Genomic DNA, 22282 nt, shown 5'->3' with positions numbered 1-22282 from the left:
GGCTCGGAACCGTGATCGACGAGTTCGCGAAACAGTACCTGCACGACGATCTGCGCGAGGCCCGCGAGGCGGTGCTGGAGAAGCTCGACGGGCTGGACGAGTACTCCGTGCGCCGCCCACTGACCGCGACCGGGACCAACCTGCTCGGCCTGGTGAAGCACCTGGCCCTGTGGGAGACCCGGTACCTGGGCGAGGTGTTCGGCCGGCCGTTCCCCGAGCCGCTGCCTCGCTGGGACGACCTCGAGGCGCGCGGCCGGGACTTCTGGGCGACTCCGGAGGAGACCCGCACGGAGATCGTGGCCCGCTACCGCCGCGTCGCGGAGCACTCCGACGCGACGATCGACGCACTCGACGTCGACGCTCCCGGGCACGTGCCGTGGTGGCCGCGGCCGGATGTGCTGCTGTTCAACGTCATGGTGCACGTGCTCACCGAGACCAACCGGCACGCCGGGCACGCCGACATCCTGCGAGAACAGCTCGACGGGGCGACCAGCGCCCCCTCCCGGGACAGCGAGTTCTGGACGGCGCGGTACGCGGAGATCGAGCGGGCGGCCACAGCTGCTCGTTAGGGGGACGTTCAAGATCACTCAGGGTTGCTTTTGTGCGGGCAATCGCACTTCGGAGCTAACCTGATCGAGTCTTGGGCATCTTTTCCTGTGAACACGAAAGTTCGGTGGAGAACTCACCGGACCGCTTTACACAGGAAGGGGTTCCCCTCATGTCCGTCCGCCGCAGTGTCCTCGCCCGCAGTGTCACCGCCCTCGCCGTGACCGGCGCCGCCGCGTCCGCCGTCGTCGCCGCGGCCGGGACCGCCTCCGCGATGCCGACCGACTTCCACTGCACGTCTTCGCAGATCGACACGACGCTGGTCGCCGGGTCTCCGGGCGCGGGCCAGCGGTACGCGTCGGTCGAGTTCACCGCGAAGCCGGGCGAGACCTGCACGCTGCAGGGCGCGCTGCCGGTCACCTTGACCGGCGCCGGTGGCGTGACGGTGACGGCGGACCCGGCCGCGGCCGACGCGCCGGCGGTCACCGTCGCCGACGGCGGGCCCGCGTCGATGCTGCTGCACTGGACCGGTATCGAGGCCTCGGAGAACCAGGTCCAGCCGTCGAGCGTGACGGTGACCGCGCCGCAGACGACCACCCCGCGCGGCGACGTCAGCGACCCCGCGATCACGCTGCCGTGGAACCAGGGCCCGCTCGACGACTCGGCCGAGGCGCACGGGCTGACCGTCGGCGCGGTGACCGCGGGCCCCGCGCAGCCGTAGCCTCTCGCGTCCACAGTGGACCGGCGAGGAGGACATGAACGACTCTTTCATGGCGCCTGACGGCATGAAAGAGTCGTTCATGACGTCCGGAGGTCAGCGACGGCCGCCGTGGTCGTCGCCGGCCTCGTGGTGCCGCCCGGGGTCGTCGCCCGGCTCGTCCCCGTGGCCGCCGTGGTCGTCGCCCGCTTCGGCACCGTGACCGCCGTGGTCGTCCCCGCGATCGTGGGTGCGCGTCGGGTACGGGCTCGGCGCGGACCGGGTCGGGTACGTGCTCGGTGCCGTCCGGGTCGCGCTCGGCGACTCCGTGGCTTCGGTGCTGCGTGTGGTTTCGGTGGTTTCCGTGGCGGCCGAGGGTTCGCTCGTCGGGGTGGCCTCGACGGACGTGGGTACCCGCGTCCCGTCGTCGGCTCCGGACTGCGCCAGGGCCGCCGTCGTCCCGCCCACCGCGAGCACCGCGCCGGCCGCCGCGATCACCAGAATCTTGCGCATGTCTGCTCCTTCTCGTTCTCCGACAACGAAAGAAGCATCACTCGCCCCGTGATAGCGGCGCACTGCGCGAGGCTTAAGGCATCCCTAAAGCTTTTCCGAGGTCCAGCACGATCCGCGCCCCCGGCCCGCGGGTGACCGTGAACTGGCCGCCGGACGCGCGCGCCGTCTGGCGGGCGATGTCCAGCCCGAGCCCGGTCGACCCGGCGCCGCTCGCGCCGCGCCCGACCTCGTCGAACCCGGGCCCCTCGTCCGACACCTCCAGCCGCGCCCCGCCGGCCGTCCCGGTCAGGCGGATCGCGTAGGCCGTCCCCTCCGGCGTGTGCGCGAAGACGTTGCCCAGCAACGCGTCCAGGCACGCGGCCAGCTCCGGCTCGCCGACCGCGACGGGCAGCGGGCCCGGGTCGAGCGAGACCGTCACCGCGCGGTCCTGGTCCTGGGCGAGCACCGACCAGAACTCGGCCCGCGCCCGGACGACCGCGGCCGCGTCGCACGAGCCGGGCGCCGAGTCCCGCGCCCGCGCCTGGTCGATCAACGCGGTGACCTGGCGCTCCAGGCTCTCGGCGTGGGCGGTGATCCGCTCGGCCTCGGCGGGATCGGTCAGCGACTCGGCGTCCAGCCGCAGCACGGTCAGCGGCGTCCGCAGGCGGTGCGAGATGTCGGCCACGGCTTCGCGTTCCTGCCGCACCAGGTCCCGGATCCGCGCGGCCAGGAGGTTGAGCGCGGCGGCGACCGACCGCACCTCCCCCGGCCCGCCCGGGCGCGCCCGGGCGTCGAGGTCCCCTTCGGCGAGCCGGCGCGACACCGCCGCGAGCTCGTGCACCGGCCGCACGATCGAGCGGGCCAGCCGGTCGGCGACGAACACCCCGAGCGCCAGCAGCACCACGCCCAGCCCGGCCAGCAGCAGCCACGCCGCGCCCAGGCCGCGGCTCAGCTCGGCGCGATCGACGAACGCGCGCACCACGGCGGTCCCGCGAGGCAGGCCCTGCACCGCGACGAGGATTTCGCGGCCGCCGGCGTCCTCCACGGTCAGGCTGCTGCCCTGCGCGGCGGCCAGGGCGACCCCGGGCGTGCGCGGGGTCGGCGCGCCGAGCACGGTCCCGTCCGGCAGGAACACCGTCACCGGGTGCCCCGCGGTCGTGTTGAGCTGGTCGACCGCCGGGCGCAGCGACGCCGTGCCGGACGTCGCCACCAAGGATGTCAGCGACTGCGCCTTCGCCGTCGCGGCGGTGACCGCGCGGTCCGCGGTGACCGACCGCAGCAAGAGCGCCAGCGGCACGAGGAAGGCGACGAGCACCAGACTCATCGCGGCCGCGACCAGCACCGCGAGCCGCTTCCTCACGCTTCGCCCCCCGGTTCGGCCAGCCGGACGCCGACGCGCCGCACGGTGTGCAGGTACCGCGGCTCCTGCGCGGTCTCGCCGAGCTTGCGCCGCAGCCACGACAGGTGCACGTCCACCGTCTTGTCCGCGCCGGCGTAGGGCAGCTTCCAGACGTCGGCGAGCAGCTCGCGCTTGCTCACCACGGTCCCGGCCCGGCTCGCGAGGTAGTGCAGGAGGTCGAACTCGCGCGGGGTGAGGTCCAGCGGCGCGCCGTCGAGGGACGCCTGCCGCGTCCGCGCGTCGACCGACAGGCCGCCGACGACCACCGGCGCCGTCGTCTCCTCCGGCTCGGCCCGCCGCAGCACCGCGCGGATCCGCGCGTCGAGCTGGGCCCCGCCGAACGGCTTGACCACGTAGTCGTCGGCGCCGGCGTCGAGCAGCCGGACGATCTCCGCCTCGGCGTCGCGCGCGGTGACCACGATGATCGGCACCGCGCTGACCGCCCGGACCATGCGCAGCACCTCGCGGCCGTCGAGGTCGGGCAGGCCCAGGTCGAGCAGGACGACGTCGGGCCGGTCGGTGACGGCCGCCTGAAGCCCGGCCATCGCGGTCGGCGCGGACGTCACCGTGTGCCCGCGCTCGCCCAGCGCGCGCAGCACGGCCGTGCGGATGGTCGGGTCGTCCTCGACGAGCAGCACGGTCGCCATTCTCGGGAGGCTACACACGCGAAGCCGCTTCGCCGGGCTCCTGGCGAACGCTAAGGACGTCTTAGCCGCGCTTTAACCCTCCCGGATGGCACAGTGGACAGGTGACCAGGCGCGGGCTGTGGATGACGGCGGGCTGGCTGCTGGCCGCCGCGGTCACCGCGGGCGCCGGCACCGTGGCCCTCGACGTCGTCGGCGCGGGCATCCTGGGCCCGCAGAACCAGCCGCTGTCGCAGGACGACGTCGCCCGCGCGCTGGAAACCGTGCCGACGAGCACGACCCCGGTGGCCCCGGCCTCGACCACGACGTCGCCGAGCGCCCCGGCACCGCGCGGCCTGACCGTCCCCGGCGGCCGCCTCGTCGCGAAGTGCACCGGCGACCAGGTCGAGCTGATGTCCTGGAGCCCGGACCCGGGCTGGAAGGTCGACGACGACGTCTCCCGCGGGCCGGCCGCCACCGCGTCGGTCAAGTTCAAGAACGACGGGGCCGAGAACGTGACGGTCGTGACGTGCCGCGAGGGCGAGCCGCACGCCGAAACGGTCGCCGACGACAGCGGCGGCCACCGCGGACGCGGCTAGCCCGGCAGCCCGGCGTTGAGCCGGGCCAGGATGCCGTGCGGGAACGGCAGTTCCGGCGCGCTGACCGCGGTCAGCCGGTCGAGCCGGTCGTCGGTCAGGTCGAGCTCGAGCGCGCCGAGGGTTTCGGCGAGCTGCTCCGGTGACCGGGCGCCGATCAGCGGCGCGGGCATGGCCGGCCGGCGCGTCACCCAGTGCAGCGCCACCTGGGCCGGCGTCGCGCCCACCTCGGCCGCGACCTCGCGGACGGTGTCCAGCACGGCCCAGCGGGTCTCCGGCAGGGACCGGTAGGGCGCGCCGTCGGCGAGCCGGCCCTCGCCGCCGCCGTCGCGGGTGTACTTGCCGGACAGGAACCCGCCGCCGATCGCGCCCCACGGCTGGACCGCGATGCCGAACTCCCGGGCCAGGGGCACGTACTCCGCCTCGATCGCCCGCTCGACCAGGGAGTACTCCAGCTGCAACGCGGTCACCGGCGGGCCGCCGAGCATGGCGGCCTTCGTCGCGTACCAGGCCGGGACGTCGCTGAGCCCCACCGCGCGGACCTTCCCGGCGCGCACGAGGTCGTCGAACGCCGCCATGACCTCCTCGGCCGGGGTGAAGCCGTCCCAGATGTGCAGCCAGTACAGGTCGACGTGGTCGACGCGCAGCCGCCGCAGCGACGCCTCCAGCGAGGCGACCATGTTCTTGCGGCCGTTGCTGCGGCGGCGGGGGTCCGACCGCGGTTCGCCGCCGCCGAAATCGGGCCCGGAGTACTTGGTGGCGAGGACGATGTCGTCGCGGCCGACGTCGCGCAGGAACTCGCCGACCAGCTCCTCGCTGCGGCCGGAGCTGTAGTTGTCCGCGGTGTCGACGAAGTTGCCGCCGCCGTCGACGTAGGCGCGGAAGATCTTGCGGGAGGTGTCGTCGGCGGCGCAGAAGGAGCCGGTGCCGAAGGTCATCGCGCCCAGGGCCAGCGGGGAGACCCGCAGCCCGGAGCGGCCCAGTGCCCGGTAGTCGTCCAGTCGTGTCATGTCCCCGATCGTGCAACCCGGAGCGCGGACCGGGTCAAACCCGATCGAGGGCATTCCAGGGCAACTTCGGGGAGAAAAGGAGCCATCCTCCCGGTGAGCCCGGAATGAACTCCGGGGGTGCGCTAACCTGGCCCGATCATGGGGCCCGGGCCCCACACCCCGGCGTGGCGAGGAGTCGAATTCGTGCAACCGAACCTGGGGCCAGGTGAAGACTTCGAGCTCCTGCTCGAGCGGCAGGTCCGGGACATGCAGTCGAAGGCGGCGGCGCTGAACGAAGCGCTTTCCGCCGCCGGCGCCACGGTGCGCTCCCGCGACGGGGCGGTCACCGTGACGCTCGCGCCGAACGGGGCGCTCACGAACCTCGAGCTCGGGCACCGCGCGACCGAGATGGGATCCGCGCGGCTGACCGCGGCGATCATGAGCACGGTGCGCGAGGCGCAGCGTCAGACCGCCCGCAGCGTCGCGGACTCCTTCGCCACCATCAACGGCGACGGGGAGTCGACCGACATGGTCCGGTCCTTCCTGCCGCCGGACCCGCCGCCGGACGGCGACTTCGCGGCGCCGGACAGCGCCGAGCCCGAGCGCACCCCGCCGCCCGCGGCTCCCCCCGCGCGCCCGCCCGCACCGCCGGCCGCCGGGCCCGCCCCGCGTCGCCGTCCCCCGGCCGACGACCACAGCGACGACGAATCGAACCCCTGGTGAGCGGCGGCGGCTTCAGGGTCGACTCGGGACCCCTGGCGACCTTCGGCAAGCACCTCGACGAGCTCCAGAGCAACCTGCAGGGCACCGCGGACCTCGTCGGCGGCATGGTCTGCGACCCGGGCATGTTCGGCATCAACCCGGCGTGCCAGCTGATGGCGGCGGGCGCGAGCACGTGGACCGACAAGGCGCACCACCAGTTCGGCGAATACGCCAAGACCATCGGCGAGTTCTCCGACAAGGTCGCCGAGGCCGCGAAGCGTTATCAGTCGGGCGAAGAAGACGCCGTCGACTCGATCGTGAGGTTCGAATAGTGGGCGACGACTACAAGAGCAAGGACGTCAGCCTCCACGGGTCCGAACTCTTCGACAAGGACAACCGGGCCGCCGGCGCGGGCTTCTTCGAGGCGGCGGTCGGCCTCGACAAAGCCCGCAAGGAGAACGACAAGGTCGCGATCGGCATCGGCGCGGCGGGGATGGCGCTGGAGACCATCGGTCTCGTGCTGGACCCGATCGGCAGCCTGCTCACGGCCGGGATCGGCTGGCTCATCGAGCACATCACGATCCTGCGGTGGCCGCTGGACATCCTGATGGGCGACCCCATCGGCATCCAGGCGGCCGCCGAGGCGCTCAAGGCCGAGAAGAAGAAGCTGGAGCAGTGGTCGACGGACCACCAGGGCGCGATCGAGACGCTCATGAAGGACTGGTCCGGCAACGCCGCGGACCAGTTCAAGAAGGACATGGACGCGGTCACCGACCAGCTGGCCTCCCTCGGCGGCTACCTGGACCAGGCCGGCAAGAACATGACGATCGCGGGCGGCATCGTCGGCGCCTTCCGCGGCATCCTCCGCGACCTGATCGCGATGCTCCTGGCGACGATCGTCAAGGGCGCCCTGATCGCGGCGGTGCTGGCCCCGGTGACGTTCGGCGCGTCGATCGCGCTGTTCATCACCACGACGATCGGCACGGTGGCCACGGCGCTGGGCAAGATCGGCGCCAAGCTCATGCAGCTGGCCAAGAAGCTGGGCGAGCTGGTGAAGGCGCTGGCGAAGATGGGCAAGGCGGGCGACGACCTGGCGGCGGCGAAGCCCCCGACGAGCAGCCTGACCCCGACCCCCACGCCGAAGCCCACCCCGAAGCCGGACACCACCCCGGCCCCGACGCCGAAGCCGGAACCCAAGCCGGACACCACACCGTCGTCGGCCACGCCGGAACCGAAGCCCGAGCCCAAGCCGGACACGACCCCCGAGCCGAAGCCGGAACCCAAGCCCGACACCACGCCGTCCTCGGCCACTCCGGAACCCAAACCCGAACCGAAGCCGGACACCACCCCCGAGCCGAAGCCGGAGCCGAAGCCCGACACCACACCGTCGTCGGCCACTCCGGAACCCAAGCCCGAACCGAAGCCGGACACCACCCCCGAGCCGAAGCCCGAGCCGAAACCGGAACCCGCGCCGTCGTCGTCCTCGGCCACCCCGGAACCCAAACCGGAGCCGAAGCCCGACACCACGCCCGAGCCGAAACCCGAGCCCAAGCCGGACACCACACCGGCCTCGGCCACGCCGGAACCCAAGCCCGAGCCCAAGCCGGACACGACGCCCGAGCCCAAGCCGGAACCCGCGCCGTCGTCGGCCACTCCGGAACCGAAGCCGGACACCACGCCGGAGCCCAAGCCCGACACCACGCCGGAACCGAAGCCGGACTCCACGCCGGCGGCGGCCACTCCGGAACCCAAGCCACACAAGCCTTTCACCGACCAGATGACCGCCGTCATCAAGGACAAGCTGTCCAAGGTGGACGGTGTCACGCCCGAGATCATGCAGAAGTTCGACAAGATCAACAACTTCTCGGTCGAGCAGCTCGGCAAGGTCTTCGGCAAGGAAGGCGCCGAGAAGTTCGAGTCGGCCATCAAGATCATGACCGACCCGTGGTTCGGGAAGTCGGGCCTGGCCGGCAAGACCGTCGTCGACATGATCAAGGGCGTGCCCGCCAGCATCGGCAACGTCACCGGCGGCGGGGACGACGACTAGTCACTCCTCCGAGAGGATGACCGCCCGGGACGCGAGGTGCAGCGCCAGCCTCTCGTCCGGGCGGGAGAGGTCCACCCCCAGCAGCTGCTCGATCCGCGCGATCCGGGCCGCCACGGTGTTGCGGTGCACGCCCAGCACCGTGGCCGTCTCGGCGATCGACGACTCGGCGTCGAGGTAGGCGGAGAGGGTCCGGACCAGGTCGCCCGGTACCGAACGCAACGGCGCGACCAGCGCCCGCGCCGCCGGCTCGAACGTATCCGTGCGGGTCCACTCCAGCAGCAACTGGGCCATGCCGAGCTGGTCGACGTGCAGGAAGTGACCGGTCTCCGGCCGGGTCGCGGCCAGCCGGGCCGCGTCGAGGGCCTCCGCGACGGTCGCCACGAGCCCTTCCGGACGCGGGTGTGGCCGCCCCACCCCCATGTGCGCGCCCAGGTGCAGCGCCCGGTGCGCCGCCTGGAGCCGGGTCGCCAGGGCGCGCACCCGTTCCGCCGTGGGTTCGTGGTCGAAGGTGACCCAGCCGGTCCAGCCGTCGCCGTGCTCGACGACGACCGCCTCGACCTCCAGCGCCCGCATGACCTCCTGCGTGCGGGCGACCGTGTCGACCGCCGCCGGGACGCCGATGTGCAGCCCGACGTGCCAGCCGCCGAGCCGCCAGCCGGCATCGGCGACGCGGCGGCGCAGGTCCGCACCGGGCTCGGTGTCGAGGCGCAGCAGGTCACCGAGCAGCGCCGTGCGGGAGCGCGCGTCCCGTTCCAGCTCGAGCCGGTTCGCGAGCAGCCACCGCTGCAGCGCCCCGGCGGCCACGGCGAGCGCGGGCGGGACGACGTCGGCCCGCGCGGCCTCGTTCCCCCGCAGCTCGGCCGCCAGCCACATCGCCGGGCGCTGCAGCAGCACCGGGTGGGCGAGGAAGACACCGCCGTCGACCTCGGTCCGCTGCGGCACGGCCTCATCCAGGCGGACGCGCCCGGTCACTTCGCCGGCCAGCGGCGCGCCGCGGTCGTCGAGCACCGCGACCGGCGACCGCAGCAGCCGCCGCAGCACGGCGACGACCTCTTCGGGCGGGCGCAGCCGGTCACCGAGCGCGCGGTGGGTGGCCAGCAGCAGGTCCGCCCGGTCGACTTCGGGGGCCGCGAGGAGCAACCGGGCCTCGACGAGCAGGTCCAACGGCGGCGCCCCGGTGGTCAGCAGCGGCACGGCGAGGCGGTCGGCGAGCAGGCGCGACGCGGTGAGCGGCTCGGTCCCGGACAGCAGCACCCCGGTGGCCCCGGCGTCGGCACAGCGCCGCAACAGGGCATCGATCTGCCAGTCGGTCCCGGCGACCGGCCGGGCGACAACGGTGAGCTCCCCGACGGCGGGGAGGTGCGAAGCGTCCAAAGTGGCCTGAACCGTCGCGAGTGGACGATCGAGCCCGGCCTCCCCGGCGAGCAGCCGGACGTGCACCGCCCAACCGGGCAGGGCAAGCACCCGCCGCAGACTCATGAGGGTCTCACCGAGCCGGTGCCGCGCACCCAGACGGGCCCATGCGCGCCACATTGGGTGCGCTGGACGCAACCAACGCCACATTGGGGCGCATGGGGTCTCATTCCGCCCCCACCGGGTCACTGTCGATGCCGTACGCCCTCGGCCGCACCACCGGCAGCCACCGGGGGTCTCTCCAGAACGGCGCCGCCGCCAGCCGCACCACGTCGACCTCCACTCCTGTGCGGATCGCGTCGCAGGACACCGGTACCCCTGTGCGGTGGTCCAGCACCGACAGCACGTCCGGCGTCGACGCCACCGGGGCGCCGTCGCGCAACGCCAGCAGGTACTCGTTCTCCATCTCCAGGCGCAGCAACGCGCCGTCGCGGTGGTCGGCCAGGGTGACGCTGCCGCGGCCGAACCCCGGGCTGCCGTGCTGCCCCGGACCGAGGTGGCGCGCCACCTCCAGGACCCGCCCGCGGGCCAGCACTGACCCCGCCAACGCCGCCTCGAGCGCGTCACGAGGCGGGCTCTCCCCCACCGCCAGCACCCGGCGGCCCAGCTCCAGAGCGCCGCTCGTCGTCCCCGGTACCGAACACCCGGCCAGCTCGCCGGCCGGGATCGGGGCCAGCGCGAACGCCGCCCACCCGCCGGAGCCGGCCAGGAACGCGCGGGTGCCCCGCTCGATCACGACGTCGGACCCGGCCGCCAGCACCACGACCTGCCCGCCGGGCTCCGCGAGCGCCGCGGGCGCGACCCCGCGGCCGGTCGCGGCGACCGAGAACTGGTCGAGCCGGGGCAACCCGCGGCCGGAGAGGTCGGCGTCGACGTACCCCCGCCCGAGCTGCTCGGCCACGACCAGCGGCAGCAACCCGTTGAGGCCACCGATCTCGATCGACATCAGCGCGTCGGCGCGTTCGCCGGTCCAGCGTTCGACGGCGGCCACCGCGGCCGCGAACTCGCCGCCACCGGGCAGCTTCTCGGTGAACGCCGCCGTCGCGCCGACCACGCCGATCGGCACGACCCGCGCGTCCGGCGGCAACTCACCGGCAGGACGCACGAACAGTGACCGGCCGTCCGCGAGCAGCTTGCGCAGCAGCACGGCGGCGGTCACGGTGTCCCCGCCGCCACCGGACCCGAGCAGGGCCACCCCGCGTTCGAGAGCGGCCACGTCACCAGCGGTGATGCGCATGACTGACCACAGTAGACGAACTCAGCGCAGGGCGTACCCACCGTCGGGGTAGAGCGTCGACCCGGTCGTGTAGGTGCTGCCGAACAGGTACAGCACGGCATCGGCCACTTCGGACTCCTTCCCGACGCGGTGCAGCAGCGTGTCCGCGCGGTACTGCGCGAAGCTCGCCTCCCGCACGTCGGCGGGGCGCCCGGCCCAGAGGTTGCCGTCGATCGTGCCCGGCGCGACGACGTTCACCCGGACCGGCGCCAGCTCCACCGCGAGCCCGCGGCCGAGGCCTTCGACCGCCGCGTTGCAGGCGACGTACGCGGGCGCCGCACCCGGCGGGCGGACGCTCGCCGCCCCGGACATCAGCACGATGGACGCGTCGGGAGCCAACCGGGGCACCGCGTGCTTGACGGCGTGGTACTGACCCCAGAACTTCGTGACGAACGGGCTCGCCGCGTCCTCGTCGCTCAGCTCCCGCAGCGGCCCGACCGTGTAGGACGCGCCGGGCGTGAAGAGGTGGTCGACGCGGTCGAGGGCGCCGAAGAACGCGGCCAGGGAGTCCTGGTCGGTGCTGTCGACGACCTGCCAGGTGGCCCCGAGCGCCTCGGCCGCCGCGGCCAGCTTCTCCGGCGTGCGCCCGCCGAGGTGCACCTTCGCGCCTTCGAGAACCGACCGCCGGGCCACTTCCAAGCCGATGCCGGAACCGCCGCCGATGATGACGACGGTCCGGCCTTCCAGTGCACTCACGCGATCTCCTCGACGGGGACGAAGGGGTGCGGCAGCCCGAACGCGCCCGGGCCGAAGGTGTCCAGTGCCTCCGGCGTGCGCATCAGCGGCGGGGTCGAGATGCCGACGACGGTGACGCGCTGGCCGTACCGCAGCGTCTCCGTCGTGATCGGTTCGGCCGTCGAAGCCTCCAGCACGCAGATCAGGTCGGGCACCACGCACCGGACGGCACCGTCCACTGTGGCCAGCAGGTTCTCGTTCTGGAACAAGATCTCCAGTTTGCTCGAACCGTCGAACGACACCGCCGCGGCGCGCCCGCGCGCGAAGCCCTCTTCGGTCCGGCGCTCCACATCGGACACCTTGCCGCGGAACAGCACCCGGAGGTGCTGGTACGGCGTCGAGCGCAACGCCGACGCCAGCCGGTCGACCGGATCCTCGTTGTGTTCACGAGCGAGTCGGATCGTCCGGCCGACCGTCAAGGCCAGCGAAAGCGTTTGCGGCACGGCGGTCCGCTTGACGTCGGCGCCGCTCATCGCGTACTCGGCGATGTGCGCGACACCGCCGAGCCGGATGGTGACGCCGCGGGCCAGCCACTCCATCCGCCGGTTGTCCGCGCCGGTGTCGATCACCGTGGTCTCGCCGCGTTCGCCGCCGATCGCCATCGGGGAGCCGGACACGCCGTAGACGCCGAACGTCTCCATCTGCAGCTCCGGGAACGCCCGGCCCATGCCGTCGGCGTCGACCACCGGCAGCCCGAGCCGCGCACCGACCAGCAGCGGGATCATCGAGTTGATGCCCCCGCACTCGATCGGCATGGTCGCGTCGGCCCCCTTCCCGAGGTGCTTCTCCAGCGTCCGCAACGCCAGCACGGGTTCGGAACCGCTGGGCAGCTTCTCGTGCACCACGGTCGGGGCGCCCATCTGAGCGGTCGGGATGACCAGGGCGTCGTCGTCCACTTCGGACGGGTCGAGGATCGTGACCGGCCCGTGTTCACGGATCGCCTCGCGCACCAGGAGCCGGCCGACGTACGGGTCGCCGCCCCCGCCGGTGCCGAGCACGGCGGCGCCGCGGGCGAGGTCGGGCAGGTCGTCCTCGGTCAGGGTCCAGCTCACCCGGCCACCCCGATCGGGTCGATGTCGTAGCCGAAGTACCGCGGCCCGGCGAGCGCGATGCCCTCCGGCGTGTGCCAGCGCGGGTCGGCGGGCGCGGCGATCACCGTGACGCGCTGGCCGAACCGCAGGCCTTCGGTCGTCACGGCCTCCCCGGACTCGCGTTCCAACGTGCAGATCAGGTCGGGCACCGACGCCTCGACGACGCCGTCACGCTCGGCCACCAGGTGCTCGTTCTGGAACCGCAGCACCAGTTCCGCACCGGTGTCACCGTCCATCCCGGACAGCCGGGCCTCGCCGCGGGCGAAGCCGGTGACCGTCCGGCGGGCGACGTCGACGACCTTGCCGCTGAACAGCCGCCGCCCGCCGAGCCGCTCGACCACCCGGGCGACGGGGTCCTCGTGCGCGGCGCGCGCGGAACGGACCAGCGCGCCCAGCTCGGCGCACAGGCTGAGCGTGCCGGGCACCAGCGACTCCCGCGCCTGCCCGCCGGACATCGCGTAGTTGCTGATCATCGCCGAGCAGCCCATGTCGATGGTCGCCGAGCGGGCCAGCCGCTCGGCCCAGCGGTTGTCCACTGTGTCCAGCACCCCGCGGTTGCCCTTTTCGTCCGCAATGGACATCGGGGTCGCGCGGATGCCGTACAAAGTCGGCAAAACCATTTGCAGCTCCGGGAACGCGCGGCCCATCCCGTCGGCGTCGACCAGCGGGAGGCCGAGCTGCGCGGCCGCGACGACCGGGATCAGCGAGTTGACGCCGCCGGCCTCGGCGCACGCGATGTGCGTCAGCTCCTTGCCGAGGTACCCGGCGAGCGTGCGGGCCGCGAGCCCGACCTGCTCGGCCGAGGGCAGCTTCTCCACCATCACCGTCGGCGCGCCCATCATCGCCACGGGCAGCACGACGGCGTCGTCCGGCACCTCCGCCAGGGGCACCAGCGGCACCGACCCGTGCGAGCGGACCGCCGCGAGCGCGAGCAGCCGGCCGATGTACGGATCTCCCCCGCCGCCGGTGCCCAGGATCGCCGCGCCGCGCGCGATGTCGTGCAGGTCGTGCTCGGTGATCTCGCGCATCACGCCCCCAGCTGCAGGTCGCCGACGGCCTTCGCGCGGATGCGCGTGGCGTTGCCGGGCAGGTACGGGATGGGCACCTCGTCGAAGTCGACGATGCCGACCGACGCCGGCGACGCACCGGCCGCCACCGCACGGTCGATGGCCTCCTGCTTCGCCTCTTCGACGACGGCCTCGCGACGGCCGGGTTCGATCACGTAGACGCGGTCGACCTCGCCGCCGATCTGCGCGATGGCCGCCCCGATCGCGTTGGCCACGGCGTAGTTCTCCGGCCGGTGCACCTCGCCGCACCCGGCCAGCTCGTCCGGCAGCAGCACCGAACCACCGCCGACGGCGACGACCGGCAGCGGCTCGGCCGACGTCCGCATCCGTTCGACCACATCGGACACGTCGGCGGCGATCTTCTCCAGCGCCGCCCGGACCAGGCCGCGGTCCAGGTGGGCCACCAGCGACGCGTCACCGATGTCGGCCCGGCCCGCCGCGACCGCGATGTCGGTCGCGGTGAGCGTGTCCCCGCCGAAGACGAGCGCCTTCGACGTCAGCTCGTAGCCGACGGAGTCCGGGCCGACGGTGACGTTCCCGGCGTCGCCGCGCACCCGGCTGCCGCCGCCGATCCCGATGGACAGCACGTCCGGCATCCGGAAGTTGGTGCGGATGCCGGCGACGCTGACGTCGGTGGTCGCCTCACGCGGGAACCCCTGCCGCAGCACACCGACGTCCGAAGTCGTGCCGCCGACGTCGACCACCGCGCAGGTGTCCAAACCGGACAGCACGGCCGCGCCGCGCATCGAGTTCGTCGGCCCGGAGGCGAAGGTCGCCACCGGGTAGCGGCGGGCGAAGTCGACGTCCATCAGCGTGCCGTCGTTCTGGCTCAGGTACAGCGGCGCGGTGATGCCCGCGCCGGTCACCGACGCGGACAGGCCGTCGACGATGTGCGCGGCCAGCTCCCGCAGCGCCGCGTTGATCACCGTCGCGTTTTCCCTTTCCAGCAACCCGATCCGGCCGATCTCGTGGGACAGCGAGATCGCGACGTCCGGCAGCTGCGCGGCGATGATCTCCGCCGCGCGGGTCTCGAACTCGGCGTTGACCGGGGAGAAGACCGAGGTGATCGCGACGCTGCGCACCCCGGCCGTCCCCATGTCGTCGGCGGCCTTGCGCAGCTCGCTCTCGTCGAGCTCCGCGATGTGCCGCCCGTCGAACTCGTGTCCACCGTGGACGAGGTAGCTGCGCCCCGACACCGCGTCGACCAGCCGCTGCGGCCAGTCGACCATCGGCGGCAGCGACGCCCCGGCCGGCAAGCTGAGCCGCACGGCGGCGGTCGGCGCGAGCCGGTGCGCCTCGACGAGGGCGTTGATGAAGTGCGTGGTGCCGATCATCACCGCCCGCACCGCCGCCGGGTCGAACGCGCGTTGCCGCTGCAGGCCGTCGATGGCGGCGACGATGCCCGAGGTGACGTCCGCGGTCGTGCTGGTCTTGACCGAGGCGAGCACCTGACGGCCGTCGAGCAGGACCGCGTCGGTGTTGGTGCCGCCGACGTCGATGCCGATGCGCACAGGGATTCTCCTTAAAGGACTCAGACGGCGGGGGCGGGCTCGGCGTCGGCGGTCCGGCTGCTGCCGAACCCCCGCACCAGGCCGAGCTTCCCGGCGACGACGTACAGGACGAAAGCCACGACGAGCGAGTTGATGCTCGGCAGGCCCCACTCGACGAACTCGCCGAACAACGCGGCAGCGATCCAGACGACGAGCGTGGCGGGCACCCACACCGGCGCGTCCTCCGGCACGGTGCCGCGGGCGCGGGCGGATTCCAGGTCACCGCGCCACTTCTTCACGACGAAGTACTCGGCGACCATGATCCCGGCGATCGGCGGGAACGCGACGCCCAGCACGGTGAGAAAGTCCGTGAACTTCGCGAGGATCCCGGCCGCGGCGAGCAGGCTGCCCGCGACACCGAGCACGGCGGTCACCAAGCCGCGGTGCGCCTTGCGGCCGGACACCGTGCCGATGAAGTTCACGACGCCGAGCCCGGAGGAGTACAGGTTCCAGTCGTTGATCTTCATCGTGCCGGCGATGACGATCAGCAGCCCGATCCAGCCGACCGACGACGTCACGATCGTGGTGATCCCGGCGCTGCCGACGGCGTGCGCGAGCAGGACACCGGACAGGCCGATGACGTACTCGCCGAGCGTGATCCCGACGAGCGTCTGCTTGACGACGTCGGCGGTGGTGCGGTTGAAGCGGGTCATGTCCGGGGTGATGACGGCGCCGACGATGAAGCCGCCCGCCACCAGCGTGGTGCCCTGCAGCAGGCTCAACGCCGGCCCGGGCGGGGCCGAGGAGACGAGCGCGCCGAGGTCGTGGCGGGTCAGTTCGGAGATGATCGACCAGCCGACCAGGATCAGGAACGCCGGGACGGTCAGGTAGGCCGTCCAGGCCATGGAATGGAAGCCGCGCACCACGATCGCGGTGACGAGCAGGCCGAACACGAGCGCCCAGCCCCACTCCGGCAGGCCGCCGATGAGCGAGACGAGACCTTGGGCGGAGACCGCGGACTGGATGCCGAACCAGCCGATGAGGCTGATCCCGATGGCGAGCCCGATGAGCGCCGAGCCGCCGCGGCCGAAGCCGGTCCAGCGGGCGATCATGGACGTGGACAGACCTTCGCGGACGCCGATGACGCCGACGAGGATCGTGATGAGCTCCAGGATCACCGAGCCGAGCGTGAAGGCCAGGACCGCCTGCCAGAAGCTCATCCCGAAGCCGACGGTGGCTCCGAGCAGGAACTGGGACAGGGCGGACACCTGGCCGAACCGCTGGACGGCGACCGACCACCACGAGTACCGGGCGTGGTCCGGCACTCTGGTGAGGGCATAGTCATCGACACCGACTGTTGAGGCCACGCCGACCTCCTTCTCCGGGCTGGGGAAACGGTTCTTCGCACCGTAAGCAGCCCTCCCGGCGACGTCACCGTGCGATGTGCACAGTCGCGGCCTCAGACCTGTGCATTCAGCCCAGCGGGTCCAGCCCGGTCAGCGTGACACTTTCCGCCCAAAGCCGCCCGGCGGCGGCGTCGTCGGCGAGGTTCGTCCAGCGCTCTTCGAGGCGGGGACGGCCGCGCAGGCCGAACACGCTCGGGCCCCACAGCTGCCCGCCGGCGACGTCCGGCCCGAGCACCGCGCGGACGGCGGGCCGCGCGCCGGCGTCCTTGCCCTGCAGCAGCACCCGCGCGGGTACGCCGCGCAGCCACTGGCCGGTGGTGCGGACGTGCACCGGCGGGCGTGACGGCGTCAGCGAGTCGAGCGCGCCGCCGGGGTGGGCCACCACGCTCAGCCGCTTCGAACCGGCCTCGCGCAGCCGCCGGTCGAGTTCGAAGGCGAAGAGCATCTGAGCCAGCTTGGACCGTTCGTAAGCGCGCTTCGGGTGGTAGTCACGCTCGCTCTGGAGGTCGGCGAAGTCGAGGCGCGCCGACTTCGCCGCGAAGCTGCCGGTGGTGACGATGCGCGCGGCCGGCGCCAGCCGCGGCATCAGCCGGGCGACCAGCGCGAAGTGCCCGAGGTGGTTGGTGCCGAACATCAGCTCGTGCCCGCTCCCGGTCTCGCGTCGCGGAGGCGCGTCGAGCATGACCCCGGCATTGCAGACGACGGCGTCGAGCTCGCCGGGGTCGACCGCTTCGAGGGAGGCCAGATCGGCGAGGTCGAGCCGGACGTGCGTGACGCGCGCGCCGACGACCTGCGAGCGGATCGCGGTGGCCGCCGTCTCGGCCTTCGCCGGGTCGCGGCTGCCGATCACCACCTCCGCGCCCGCCGAGGCCAGCTGCTCGGCGGTGAAGTAGCCGATCCCGGCGTTGCCCCCGGTCACCAGCACCCGCATCGGCGTCCCCTCCCCGTGCCAAGCTGTCCGCCATGGACAACGCTACCGGCTACCGGCGGTCGGCCGGCTCGGCCCGCGGCGAGGCCCGGCGCCGCGAGCTGCTGGCGAAGATCACCGACGACGTCGCCGAGAACGGTCTGGTCGACTTCTCGCTGCGCCGTGCGGCGCGGTCGGCCGGGACAACGCACAAGGTGCTGCTCTACCACTTCGACGGCGTCGAAGACCTGTTGCGGCAGGTGGTCTTCGCGTTGCGGGAACGGCGGATCGGCAACGCGCTGACCGCGGTCGCCACCTCGCCGTCGTCACTGGCCGGCCGCGTCCGCGCGGCTTGGGAGAGCCTTCGCGACGAGGAGTCGGAGCTGCGGCGCGTGCTCGACCAAGCGATGGGCCTGGCGATGTACGACCCGGGCCGCTACTCCGCGCTCGGCTGGGGCGCGTCCCAGCAGTACCTGCCGACGCTGCTGTCGTTCTGCCCGCCCGGCTGGCCGGAGCAGCGGAAGCTCGAGGTCGCTTCGATGATCCTCGCGACCCTGCGCGGTTTCCTCGTCGACCTGCTGACCAGCGAAGACGGCTCCGGCGCCGAGGCCGGGTTCGCGGCATTGCTGCGCGCGGTGGAGCGGGAGGAAGCCGCTCCCTGAGCCTCGACAGTTTGCGAACCACGTGGTTCACTTCTGCCATGGAGATCGCGCTGTCCGCGGGGACCGTCGAGTACACCGACACGGGCGGGCCGGGCCCGGTCGTCGTCTTCGTCCACGGCCTGCTGATGGACGGCTCCCTGTGGGACGGCCCGGTCGCCGAGCTGGCCGGGCACCGCTGCGTCGTCCCGACGCTGCCGCTGGGCGCGCACCGGGTGCCGATGCGCGCCGGCGCCGACCTCTCGCTGCCCGGCATCGCCGCGTTGCTGACGGAGTTCCTGGAGTGCCTCGACCTGCGGGACGTCACGCTGGCCGGGGTCGACACGGGCGGCGCGCTGGTGCAGCTGCTGATGGTGGCCGGCGAGTCCCGGGTGAGCCGCGTGGTGCTGGCCTCGTGCGACGCGTTCGACAACTTCCCGCCCGGGCTCACCGGCAAGACGCTGTTCCTGACGGGGAAGCTGTCCCCGGCGTTGTTCGGGGTGTTCATGCAGCAGCTGCGGCTGCGCGCGGTGCGGCGCCTGCCGATCGCGTTCGGCTGGCTGACGAAGCGCGGCGACGCGGCGTCCGCCCGCTGGATCCGGTCCCTGCTGAGCGAGGCCGGCGTCCGGCGCGACACGGTCCGCGTCCTGCGGGAGGCGGCCGCGTCGCCGGGGATCCTGCTGGAGGTGGCCGAGCGGCTGCCGTCGTTCGACCGGCCGGCGCTGGTGGTCTGGGCTCGCGAGGACCGCGTGATGCCCCCGGAGCACGGCGAGCGGCTGGCCGCGTTGCTCCCTAAGGGAAAGCTCGTCTCGGTGGACGACAGCTACACGCTGATCCCGCTGGATCAGCCGGCGGAGTTCGCGCGGCTGGTCCGGGAGTTCACAGCCGGCTGAGGCCGTGGAGGATGCGTTCCATCAGCTCGAGGCTCGGCCGGTTCCCCGACCCCTTCCGGGCCGTGTGCACGGCGACGATCCCCCGGTCGGCCAGGTCGGACAGCAGCACCCGCGCCACCCCCAGCGGGATCCGCCGCAGCGCCGCGACCTCGGCGACCGACTGCGAGGTCCGGAGCAGCGCGCAGATCTCCGACTCCTCCGTCGTACTCCCCCGCACGACCGCCCGCCCGCGCTGGGTGATCGACACCAGCGTCTCGATCGGGAGGTCCCGGGTCGGGCGCGTTCGGCCATGGGTGCGGAAATACGGGCGGACCATCCCCGCCCCGCCTTCTTCGAGCACGGACCCCCAGTGCACAGCCAGCTCCTCACGGCGATTAATCCTTGTCGGCGATTATTCCACACGGTGATCCACTGGGCCGCAATCGACCGAACAGAGCAACGCCGAAAAAAGAGCAGGTCAGCGGGCTGATGGCGGAGCGGTACTGCCGCGAAGGACTAGTCGAGTCCCGAGAATCGCCGGAGATGTCGCGATTTTTCCACCGGACAATCTCGCGAGGAGGAGCCGCCCGGCGCGCTCGCCGAGCTCGGCCACGGGCTGGGCGACCGTGCTCAGCTCGAGCAGGTCGGCGAGGTCGTGATCGTCGAACCCGAGCACCGAGACGTCCTCCGGCACCCGCAGCCCGGCCCGGCGCAGCGTCCGCAGCGCACCGAACGCCATCTCGTCCGACGCGGCGAACACCGCCGTCGGCCGGCGGGGCAGGCCGAGGAGGCCGCTCATCGCCCGTTCCCCGCCCGCGACAGTGAACCCGCCCCCGGTCTCGAACGCGGCTTCCGGCTCGCGGCCGTCCTCCCGGCACACCGCGTGGTAGACCTCGCGATACGCGGCCAGCCGCCGCAACGGCGTCGTGAACCCGAGCGGGATCGGGTCGCTCTCGCCGATGAACGCGATTTCGCGGTGGCCCAGCTGGACGAGGTGGCGCATTGCCGTCACCGCGGCCCCGTGGTCGTCGATCCCGACGGAGTCCGCGCCGGGCTCCTCGGTGCCGATCGTGACGAGCGGGGTGTCGAGCCCCAGCAGCAGCTCGCGTTCGATCTCGTTCAGGGGCAGGGAAAGCACGAGCGCGGCGTCGACCCGGCGGCGCAGCGGCAGACCGGCGAAGAACCGCGCGCGGCCCGGGGCGTCGCCGAGGTTGTAGAGCAGCAGGCTGATCCCGGCGTCGCGCAGCACCCGCTCGACCCCGGAGATGAGCCGCGAGAAGTACCAGCGGTCGACGTAGGGCACGATCACGCCGACCGTCCCGGTCCGGCCCGTCGCCAGGCTCGACGCGGCGGGCGAGATGGCGTAGCCGAGCTCCGCGGCAGCCGCGAGCACCCGGGTCCGCGTGCGGTCGGCGACGCCCGGCACCCCGCGCAGGGCCCGCGACACAGTGGCCGCCGAGACGCCCGCGAGGCGGGCCACGTCGTCGAGCTTCTCCGGCATCCTTGCCCCATTCGTTGCAAGCGCTTGCAACCATCTTCGTCTTTACCATTGACAGTGTCCTTGATCAAGGCTAATCATCGATGCAAGCGCTTGCAATGCTTCGCCTGTCCGGCAAGGAGGCCGCCATGCGCCAGCTCCTCCCTCTCACCGGTGCGACCCTGCTCGCCGCCACCGCGCTCGCCGCGTGCTCGTCGGCCACCGGCCTGACGATCAACCTGTACATCTCGCCCGAGGACCACCTCCAGACGGTGGTCGACCGGTGCACGCAGGAGGCCGCGGGCCGCTACCAGATCGTCTACAACAAGCTGCCGCGCGGCGCGGACGGCCAGCGCGAGCAGATGGTCCGCCGGCTCGCCGCGGGCGACTCCTCGCTCGACGTGCTCGGCCTCGACGTCACGTGGGTGCCGGAGTTCGCCGAAGCGGGCTGGGCCGAGGAGTGGACGGGCGCGAGCGCGGCGGCGGCCACGCGGGACGTGCTGCCGGGGCCGCTGGCCACCGCCCAGTGGAACGGGAAGCTTTACGGCGCAACGAAGAACACGAACGTCCAGCTGCTCTGGTACGACGACCGGATCACGCCGTCGCCGCCGAAGACGTTCGACGAGCTCATCACGCAGGCCCGGCAGCTGAAGGCCGCCGGGAAGCCGTACCAGGTCGTGTTCACCGGCGCCCAGTACGAAGGCTTGGTCGTCTTCTACAACACGCTGGTCGCCTCCGCGGGCGGGCACATCCTTTCCGACGACGGCAAGTCCGTCGTGATGGACGACGGGGCGGTGAAGGCGCTTTCGCTGTTGAAGACGCTCACGACGGCGGGGATCACGGACCCGTCGCTGACGAACCAGAAGGAGGACGACATCCGCCAGGCGTTCCAGCGCGGCCAGGCGGCGACCGAGCTGAACTGGCCGTTCGTGTACGCGTCCTACGCCAAGGAAAAGCCGCAGGACCTGGCGCACTTCAAGTGGACGCGGTACCCGTCGGTGGTCGCCGGCCAGCCCAGCCGCGTCACGATCGGCGGGTTCAACCTGGCGGTCTCCACGTATTCGCAGCACAAGCCGGAGGCGTTCGAAGCGGCGCTGTGCCTGCGGAACGCGACTTCGCAGAAGTACCAGGCCCTGGTGGACGGCATCCCGCCGAGCATCGCGTCGATCTACCGCGACAACGCGCCGCTGGACCCGGCGAAACCGGCGGACCCCAAGGAAAACCCGACGATGGCCGACCAGTACCCGATGAAGGGCGACATCCAGGCGGCCCTGACGGACGCGGCGGTCCGCCCGCTGACCCCGGCGTACCAGAACCTGTCGACGGTGATGTCGAAGGTGCTGTCCCCACCGGCGGAGATCGACGTCCAGGCCACGGCCGACGAGCTGCGCGAGCGCTTGGCGGACGCGCTGAACTCCCGGGGCATCATCCCGTAAGCCGTATCGTGGAGGGCATGGGCGAGACCGAGAGCGAGCGCGCCCGCCGCGCGGACGAACGCGACAGCCAGGCGGACGAGCGCGACCACCGCGCCGACGAACGCGACCGGAGCGCCGACCGCCGGGAGAACCTGGCGGACAAGCGCGAAGACCGCATCAAGTTCCACGAAGCCCGCTTCGAAGCGGTCTCGGGAACCCGCCCGGATTTCGAGGCAACGCTGACGGAGATCGACCACGAGTCCCTAGACCGCACGGGCGCCGAAGTGGACCGGGCGAAGGCCCGCTTGAGGGCGTCCAAGGCCAGGTCGGAACGCGAGCAGGCGGAGATCGATCGTGAGGTGGACCGGTCGTTGCAGACCGAGCAACCGCCCGGCTGAGGCCCG

General features: G+C 72.6%; 24 protein-coding genes. 10 read left to right on the top strand and 14 right to left on the bottom strand.

Going from position 1 to position 22282, the window contains the following annotated elements; all coding sequences use genetic code 11:
* Positions 1–11 precede the first annotated feature (11 nt).
* Positions 12–569, top strand: coding sequence for a DinB family protein (locus tag AB0C38_RS33555; RefSeq protein WP_360681304.1), 558 nt, complete (start codon positions 12–14; stop codon positions 567–569).
* A gap of 149 nt (positions 570–718) precedes the next feature.
* Positions 719–1267 (top strand): DUF4232 domain-containing protein, encoded by a 549-nt coding sequence (locus tag AB0C38_RS33550; RefSeq protein WP_360681302.1) that lies wholly within the window; start codon positions 719–721, stop codon positions 1265–1267.
* Between the two features lie 93 nt (positions 1268–1360).
* On the opposite strand, the gene AB0C38_RS33545 is transcribed toward AB0C38_RS33550, so the two are convergent.
* From AB0C38_RS33545 to AB0C38_RS33535, 3 genes are all read right to left on the bottom strand, one after another.
* Positions 1361–1756: a hypothetical protein gene (locus AB0C38_RS33545; protein ID WP_360681300.1), complete on the bottom strand. Its 396-nt coding sequence runs from the start codon at positions 1754–1756 to the stop codon at positions 1361–1363.
* A gap of 73 nt (positions 1757–1829) precedes the next feature.
* The gene (locus tag AB0C38_RS33540; protein ID WP_360681298.1) at positions 1830–3095 is read right to left on the bottom strand and encodes a HAMP domain-containing sensor histidine kinase; all 1266 of its coding nucleotides are present in this window, start codon (positions 3093–3095) and stop codon (positions 1830–1832) included.
* Positions 3092–3781, bottom strand: a complete 690-nt coding sequence (locus AB0C38_RS33535) for a response regulator transcription factor (RefSeq protein ID WP_360681296.1) — start codon at positions 3779–3781, stop codon at positions 3092–3094. Before AB0C38_RS33535 ends, AB0C38_RS33540 begins: the two co-directional genes overlap by 4 nt.
* 101 nt (positions 3782–3882) lie before the next feature.
* Between AB0C38_RS33535 and AB0C38_RS33530 the strand changes: the two genes are divergently transcribed.
* Positions 3883–4356 (top strand): hypothetical protein, encoded by a 474-nt coding sequence (locus tag AB0C38_RS33530; RefSeq protein ID WP_360681294.1) that lies wholly within the window; start codon positions 3883–3885, stop codon positions 4354–4356.
* Here the strand turns inward: AB0C38_RS33530 and AB0C38_RS33525 are convergent.
* Entirely contained in the window at positions 4353–5363 is a 1011-nt protein-coding gene (locus tag AB0C38_RS33525) for an aldo/keto reductase (protein ID WP_360681291.1), read from the bottom strand. The two genes, AB0C38_RS33530 and AB0C38_RS33525, sit on opposite strands and share 4 nt — an antisense overlap.
* 183 nt (positions 5364–5546) lie before the next feature.
* Between AB0C38_RS33525 and AB0C38_RS33520 the strand changes: the two genes are divergently transcribed.
* The 3 genes from AB0C38_RS33520 to AB0C38_RS33510 are packed head-to-tail and all read left to right on the top strand — an operon-like array spanning position 5547 to position 8091.
* Entirely contained in the window at positions 5547–6065 is a 519-nt protein-coding gene (locus tag AB0C38_RS33520) for a YbaB/EbfC family nucleoid-associated protein (RefSeq protein ID WP_360681290.1), read from the top strand.
* Entirely contained in the window at positions 6062–6376 is a 315-nt protein-coding gene (locus AB0C38_RS33515; RefSeq protein ID WP_360681289.1) for a hypothetical protein, read from the top strand. Before AB0C38_RS33520 ends, AB0C38_RS33515 begins: the two co-directional genes overlap by 4 nt.
* A complete protein-coding gene (locus tag AB0C38_RS33510; RefSeq protein WP_360681287.1) occupies positions 6376–8091 on the top strand; it encodes a hypothetical protein in 1716 nt (571 codons plus the stop codon). The genes AB0C38_RS33515 and AB0C38_RS33510 overlap by 1 nt, the downstream gene beginning before the upstream one ends.
* On the opposite strand, the gene AB0C38_RS33505 is transcribed toward AB0C38_RS33510, so the two are convergent.
* The 8 genes from AB0C38_RS33505 to AB0C38_RS33470 all read right to left on the bottom strand — a co-directional run bounded on the left by AB0C38_RS33505 (position 8092) and on the right by AB0C38_RS33470 (position 17500).
* The gene (locus tag AB0C38_RS33505) at positions 8092–9570 is read right to left on the bottom strand and encodes a helix-turn-helix domain-containing protein (RefSeq protein WP_360681285.1); all 1479 of its coding nucleotides are present in this window, start codon (positions 9568–9570) and stop codon (positions 8092–8094) included.
* A gap of 100 nt (positions 9571–9670) precedes the next feature.
* Positions 9671–10741: a DUF917 domain-containing protein gene (locus tag AB0C38_RS33500; RefSeq protein ID WP_360681283.1), complete on the bottom strand. Its 1071-nt coding sequence runs from the start codon at positions 10739–10741 to the stop codon at positions 9671–9673.
* A gap of 21 nt (positions 10742–10762) precedes the next feature.
* A complete protein-coding gene (locus AB0C38_RS33495; RefSeq protein WP_360681281.1) occupies positions 10763–11476 on the bottom strand; it encodes an SDR family oxidoreductase in 714 nt (237 codons plus the stop codon).
* Positions 11473–12567 carry a DUF917 domain-containing protein gene (locus AB0C38_RS33490; protein ID WP_360681279.1) on the bottom strand — a complete coding sequence of 365 codons (1095 nt, stop codon included), beginning with the start codon at positions 12565–12567 and terminating at the stop codon, positions 11473–11475. The genes AB0C38_RS33495 and AB0C38_RS33490 overlap by 4 nt, the downstream gene beginning before the upstream one ends.
* Complete coding sequence (locus AB0C38_RS33485) at positions 12564–13634, bottom strand: DUF917 domain-containing protein (protein ID WP_360681277.1); 1071 nt, start codon at positions 13632–13634, stop codon at positions 12564–12566. Before AB0C38_RS33485 ends, AB0C38_RS33490 begins: the two co-directional genes overlap by 4 nt.
* A complete protein-coding gene (locus AB0C38_RS33480; RefSeq protein ID WP_360681275.1) occupies positions 13634–15184 on the bottom strand; it encodes a hydantoinase/oxoprolinase family protein in 1551 nt (516 codons plus the stop codon). Before AB0C38_RS33480 ends, AB0C38_RS33485 begins: the two co-directional genes overlap by 1 nt.
* A 20-nt stretch (positions 15185–15204) precedes the next feature.
* Positions 15205–16530, bottom strand: a complete 1326-nt coding sequence (locus AB0C38_RS33475; protein ID WP_360681273.1) for a cytosine permease — start codon at positions 16528–16530, stop codon at positions 15205–15207.
* 106 nt (positions 16531–16636) lie between these two features.
* Positions 16637–17500 carry an SDR family NAD(P)-dependent oxidoreductase gene (locus AB0C38_RS33470; protein WP_360681271.1) on the bottom strand — a complete coding sequence of 288 codons (864 nt, stop codon included), beginning with the start codon at positions 17498–17500 and terminating at the stop codon, positions 16637–16639.
* A 32-nt stretch (positions 17501–17532) separates the two neighbouring features.
* On the opposite strand from AB0C38_RS33470, the gene AB0C38_RS33465 reads away from it, so the two are divergent.
* Positions 17533–18138: a TetR/AcrR family transcriptional regulator gene (locus AB0C38_RS33465; RefSeq protein ID WP_360681269.1), complete on the top strand. Its 606-nt coding sequence runs from the start codon at positions 17533–17535 to the stop codon at positions 18136–18138.
* A gap of 38 nt (positions 18139–18176) precedes the next feature.
* Positions 18177–19007 carry an alpha/beta hydrolase gene (locus tag AB0C38_RS33460; protein WP_360681267.1) on the top strand — a complete coding sequence of 277 codons (831 nt, stop codon included), beginning with the start codon at positions 18177–18179 and terminating at the stop codon, positions 19005–19007.
* Here the strand turns inward: AB0C38_RS33460 and AB0C38_RS33455 are convergent.
* Together AB0C38_RS33455 and AB0C38_RS33450 are read right to left on the bottom strand one after the other, a co-directional pair.
* Positions 18994–19362, bottom strand: coding sequence for a DUF742 domain-containing protein (locus AB0C38_RS33455; protein WP_360681265.1), 369 nt, complete (start codon positions 19360–19362; stop codon positions 18994–18996). The two genes, AB0C38_RS33460 and AB0C38_RS33455, sit on opposite strands and share 14 nt — an antisense overlap.
* A 102-nt stretch (positions 19363–19464) precedes the next feature.
* Positions 19465–20487 (bottom strand): LacI family DNA-binding transcriptional regulator, encoded by a 1023-nt coding sequence (locus AB0C38_RS33450; RefSeq protein ID WP_360681263.1) that lies wholly within the window; start codon positions 20485–20487, stop codon positions 19465–19467.
* Positions 20488–20612: 125 nt separating this feature from the next.
* Here AB0C38_RS33450 and AB0C38_RS33445 point away from each other — a divergent pair, with 125 nt between their 5' ends.
* Positions 20613–21899, top strand: a complete 1287-nt coding sequence (locus AB0C38_RS33445) for an ABC transporter substrate-binding protein (RefSeq protein WP_360681261.1) — start codon at positions 20613–20615, stop codon at positions 21897–21899.
* Between the two features lie 17 nt (positions 21900–21916).
* Positions 21917–22276: a hypothetical protein gene (locus AB0C38_RS33440; RefSeq protein ID WP_360681259.1), complete on the top strand. Its 360-nt coding sequence runs from the start codon at positions 21917–21919 to the stop codon at positions 22274–22276.
* Positions 22277–22282: the final 6 nt, after the last annotated feature.

Source organism: Amycolatopsis sp. NPDC048633, assembly GCF_040650695.1.
GTDB lineage: Bacteria > Actinomycetota > Actinomycetes > Mycobacteriales > Pseudonocardiaceae > Amycolatopsis.
This window is presented reverse-complemented; position numbering and strand designations above follow the sequence as displayed.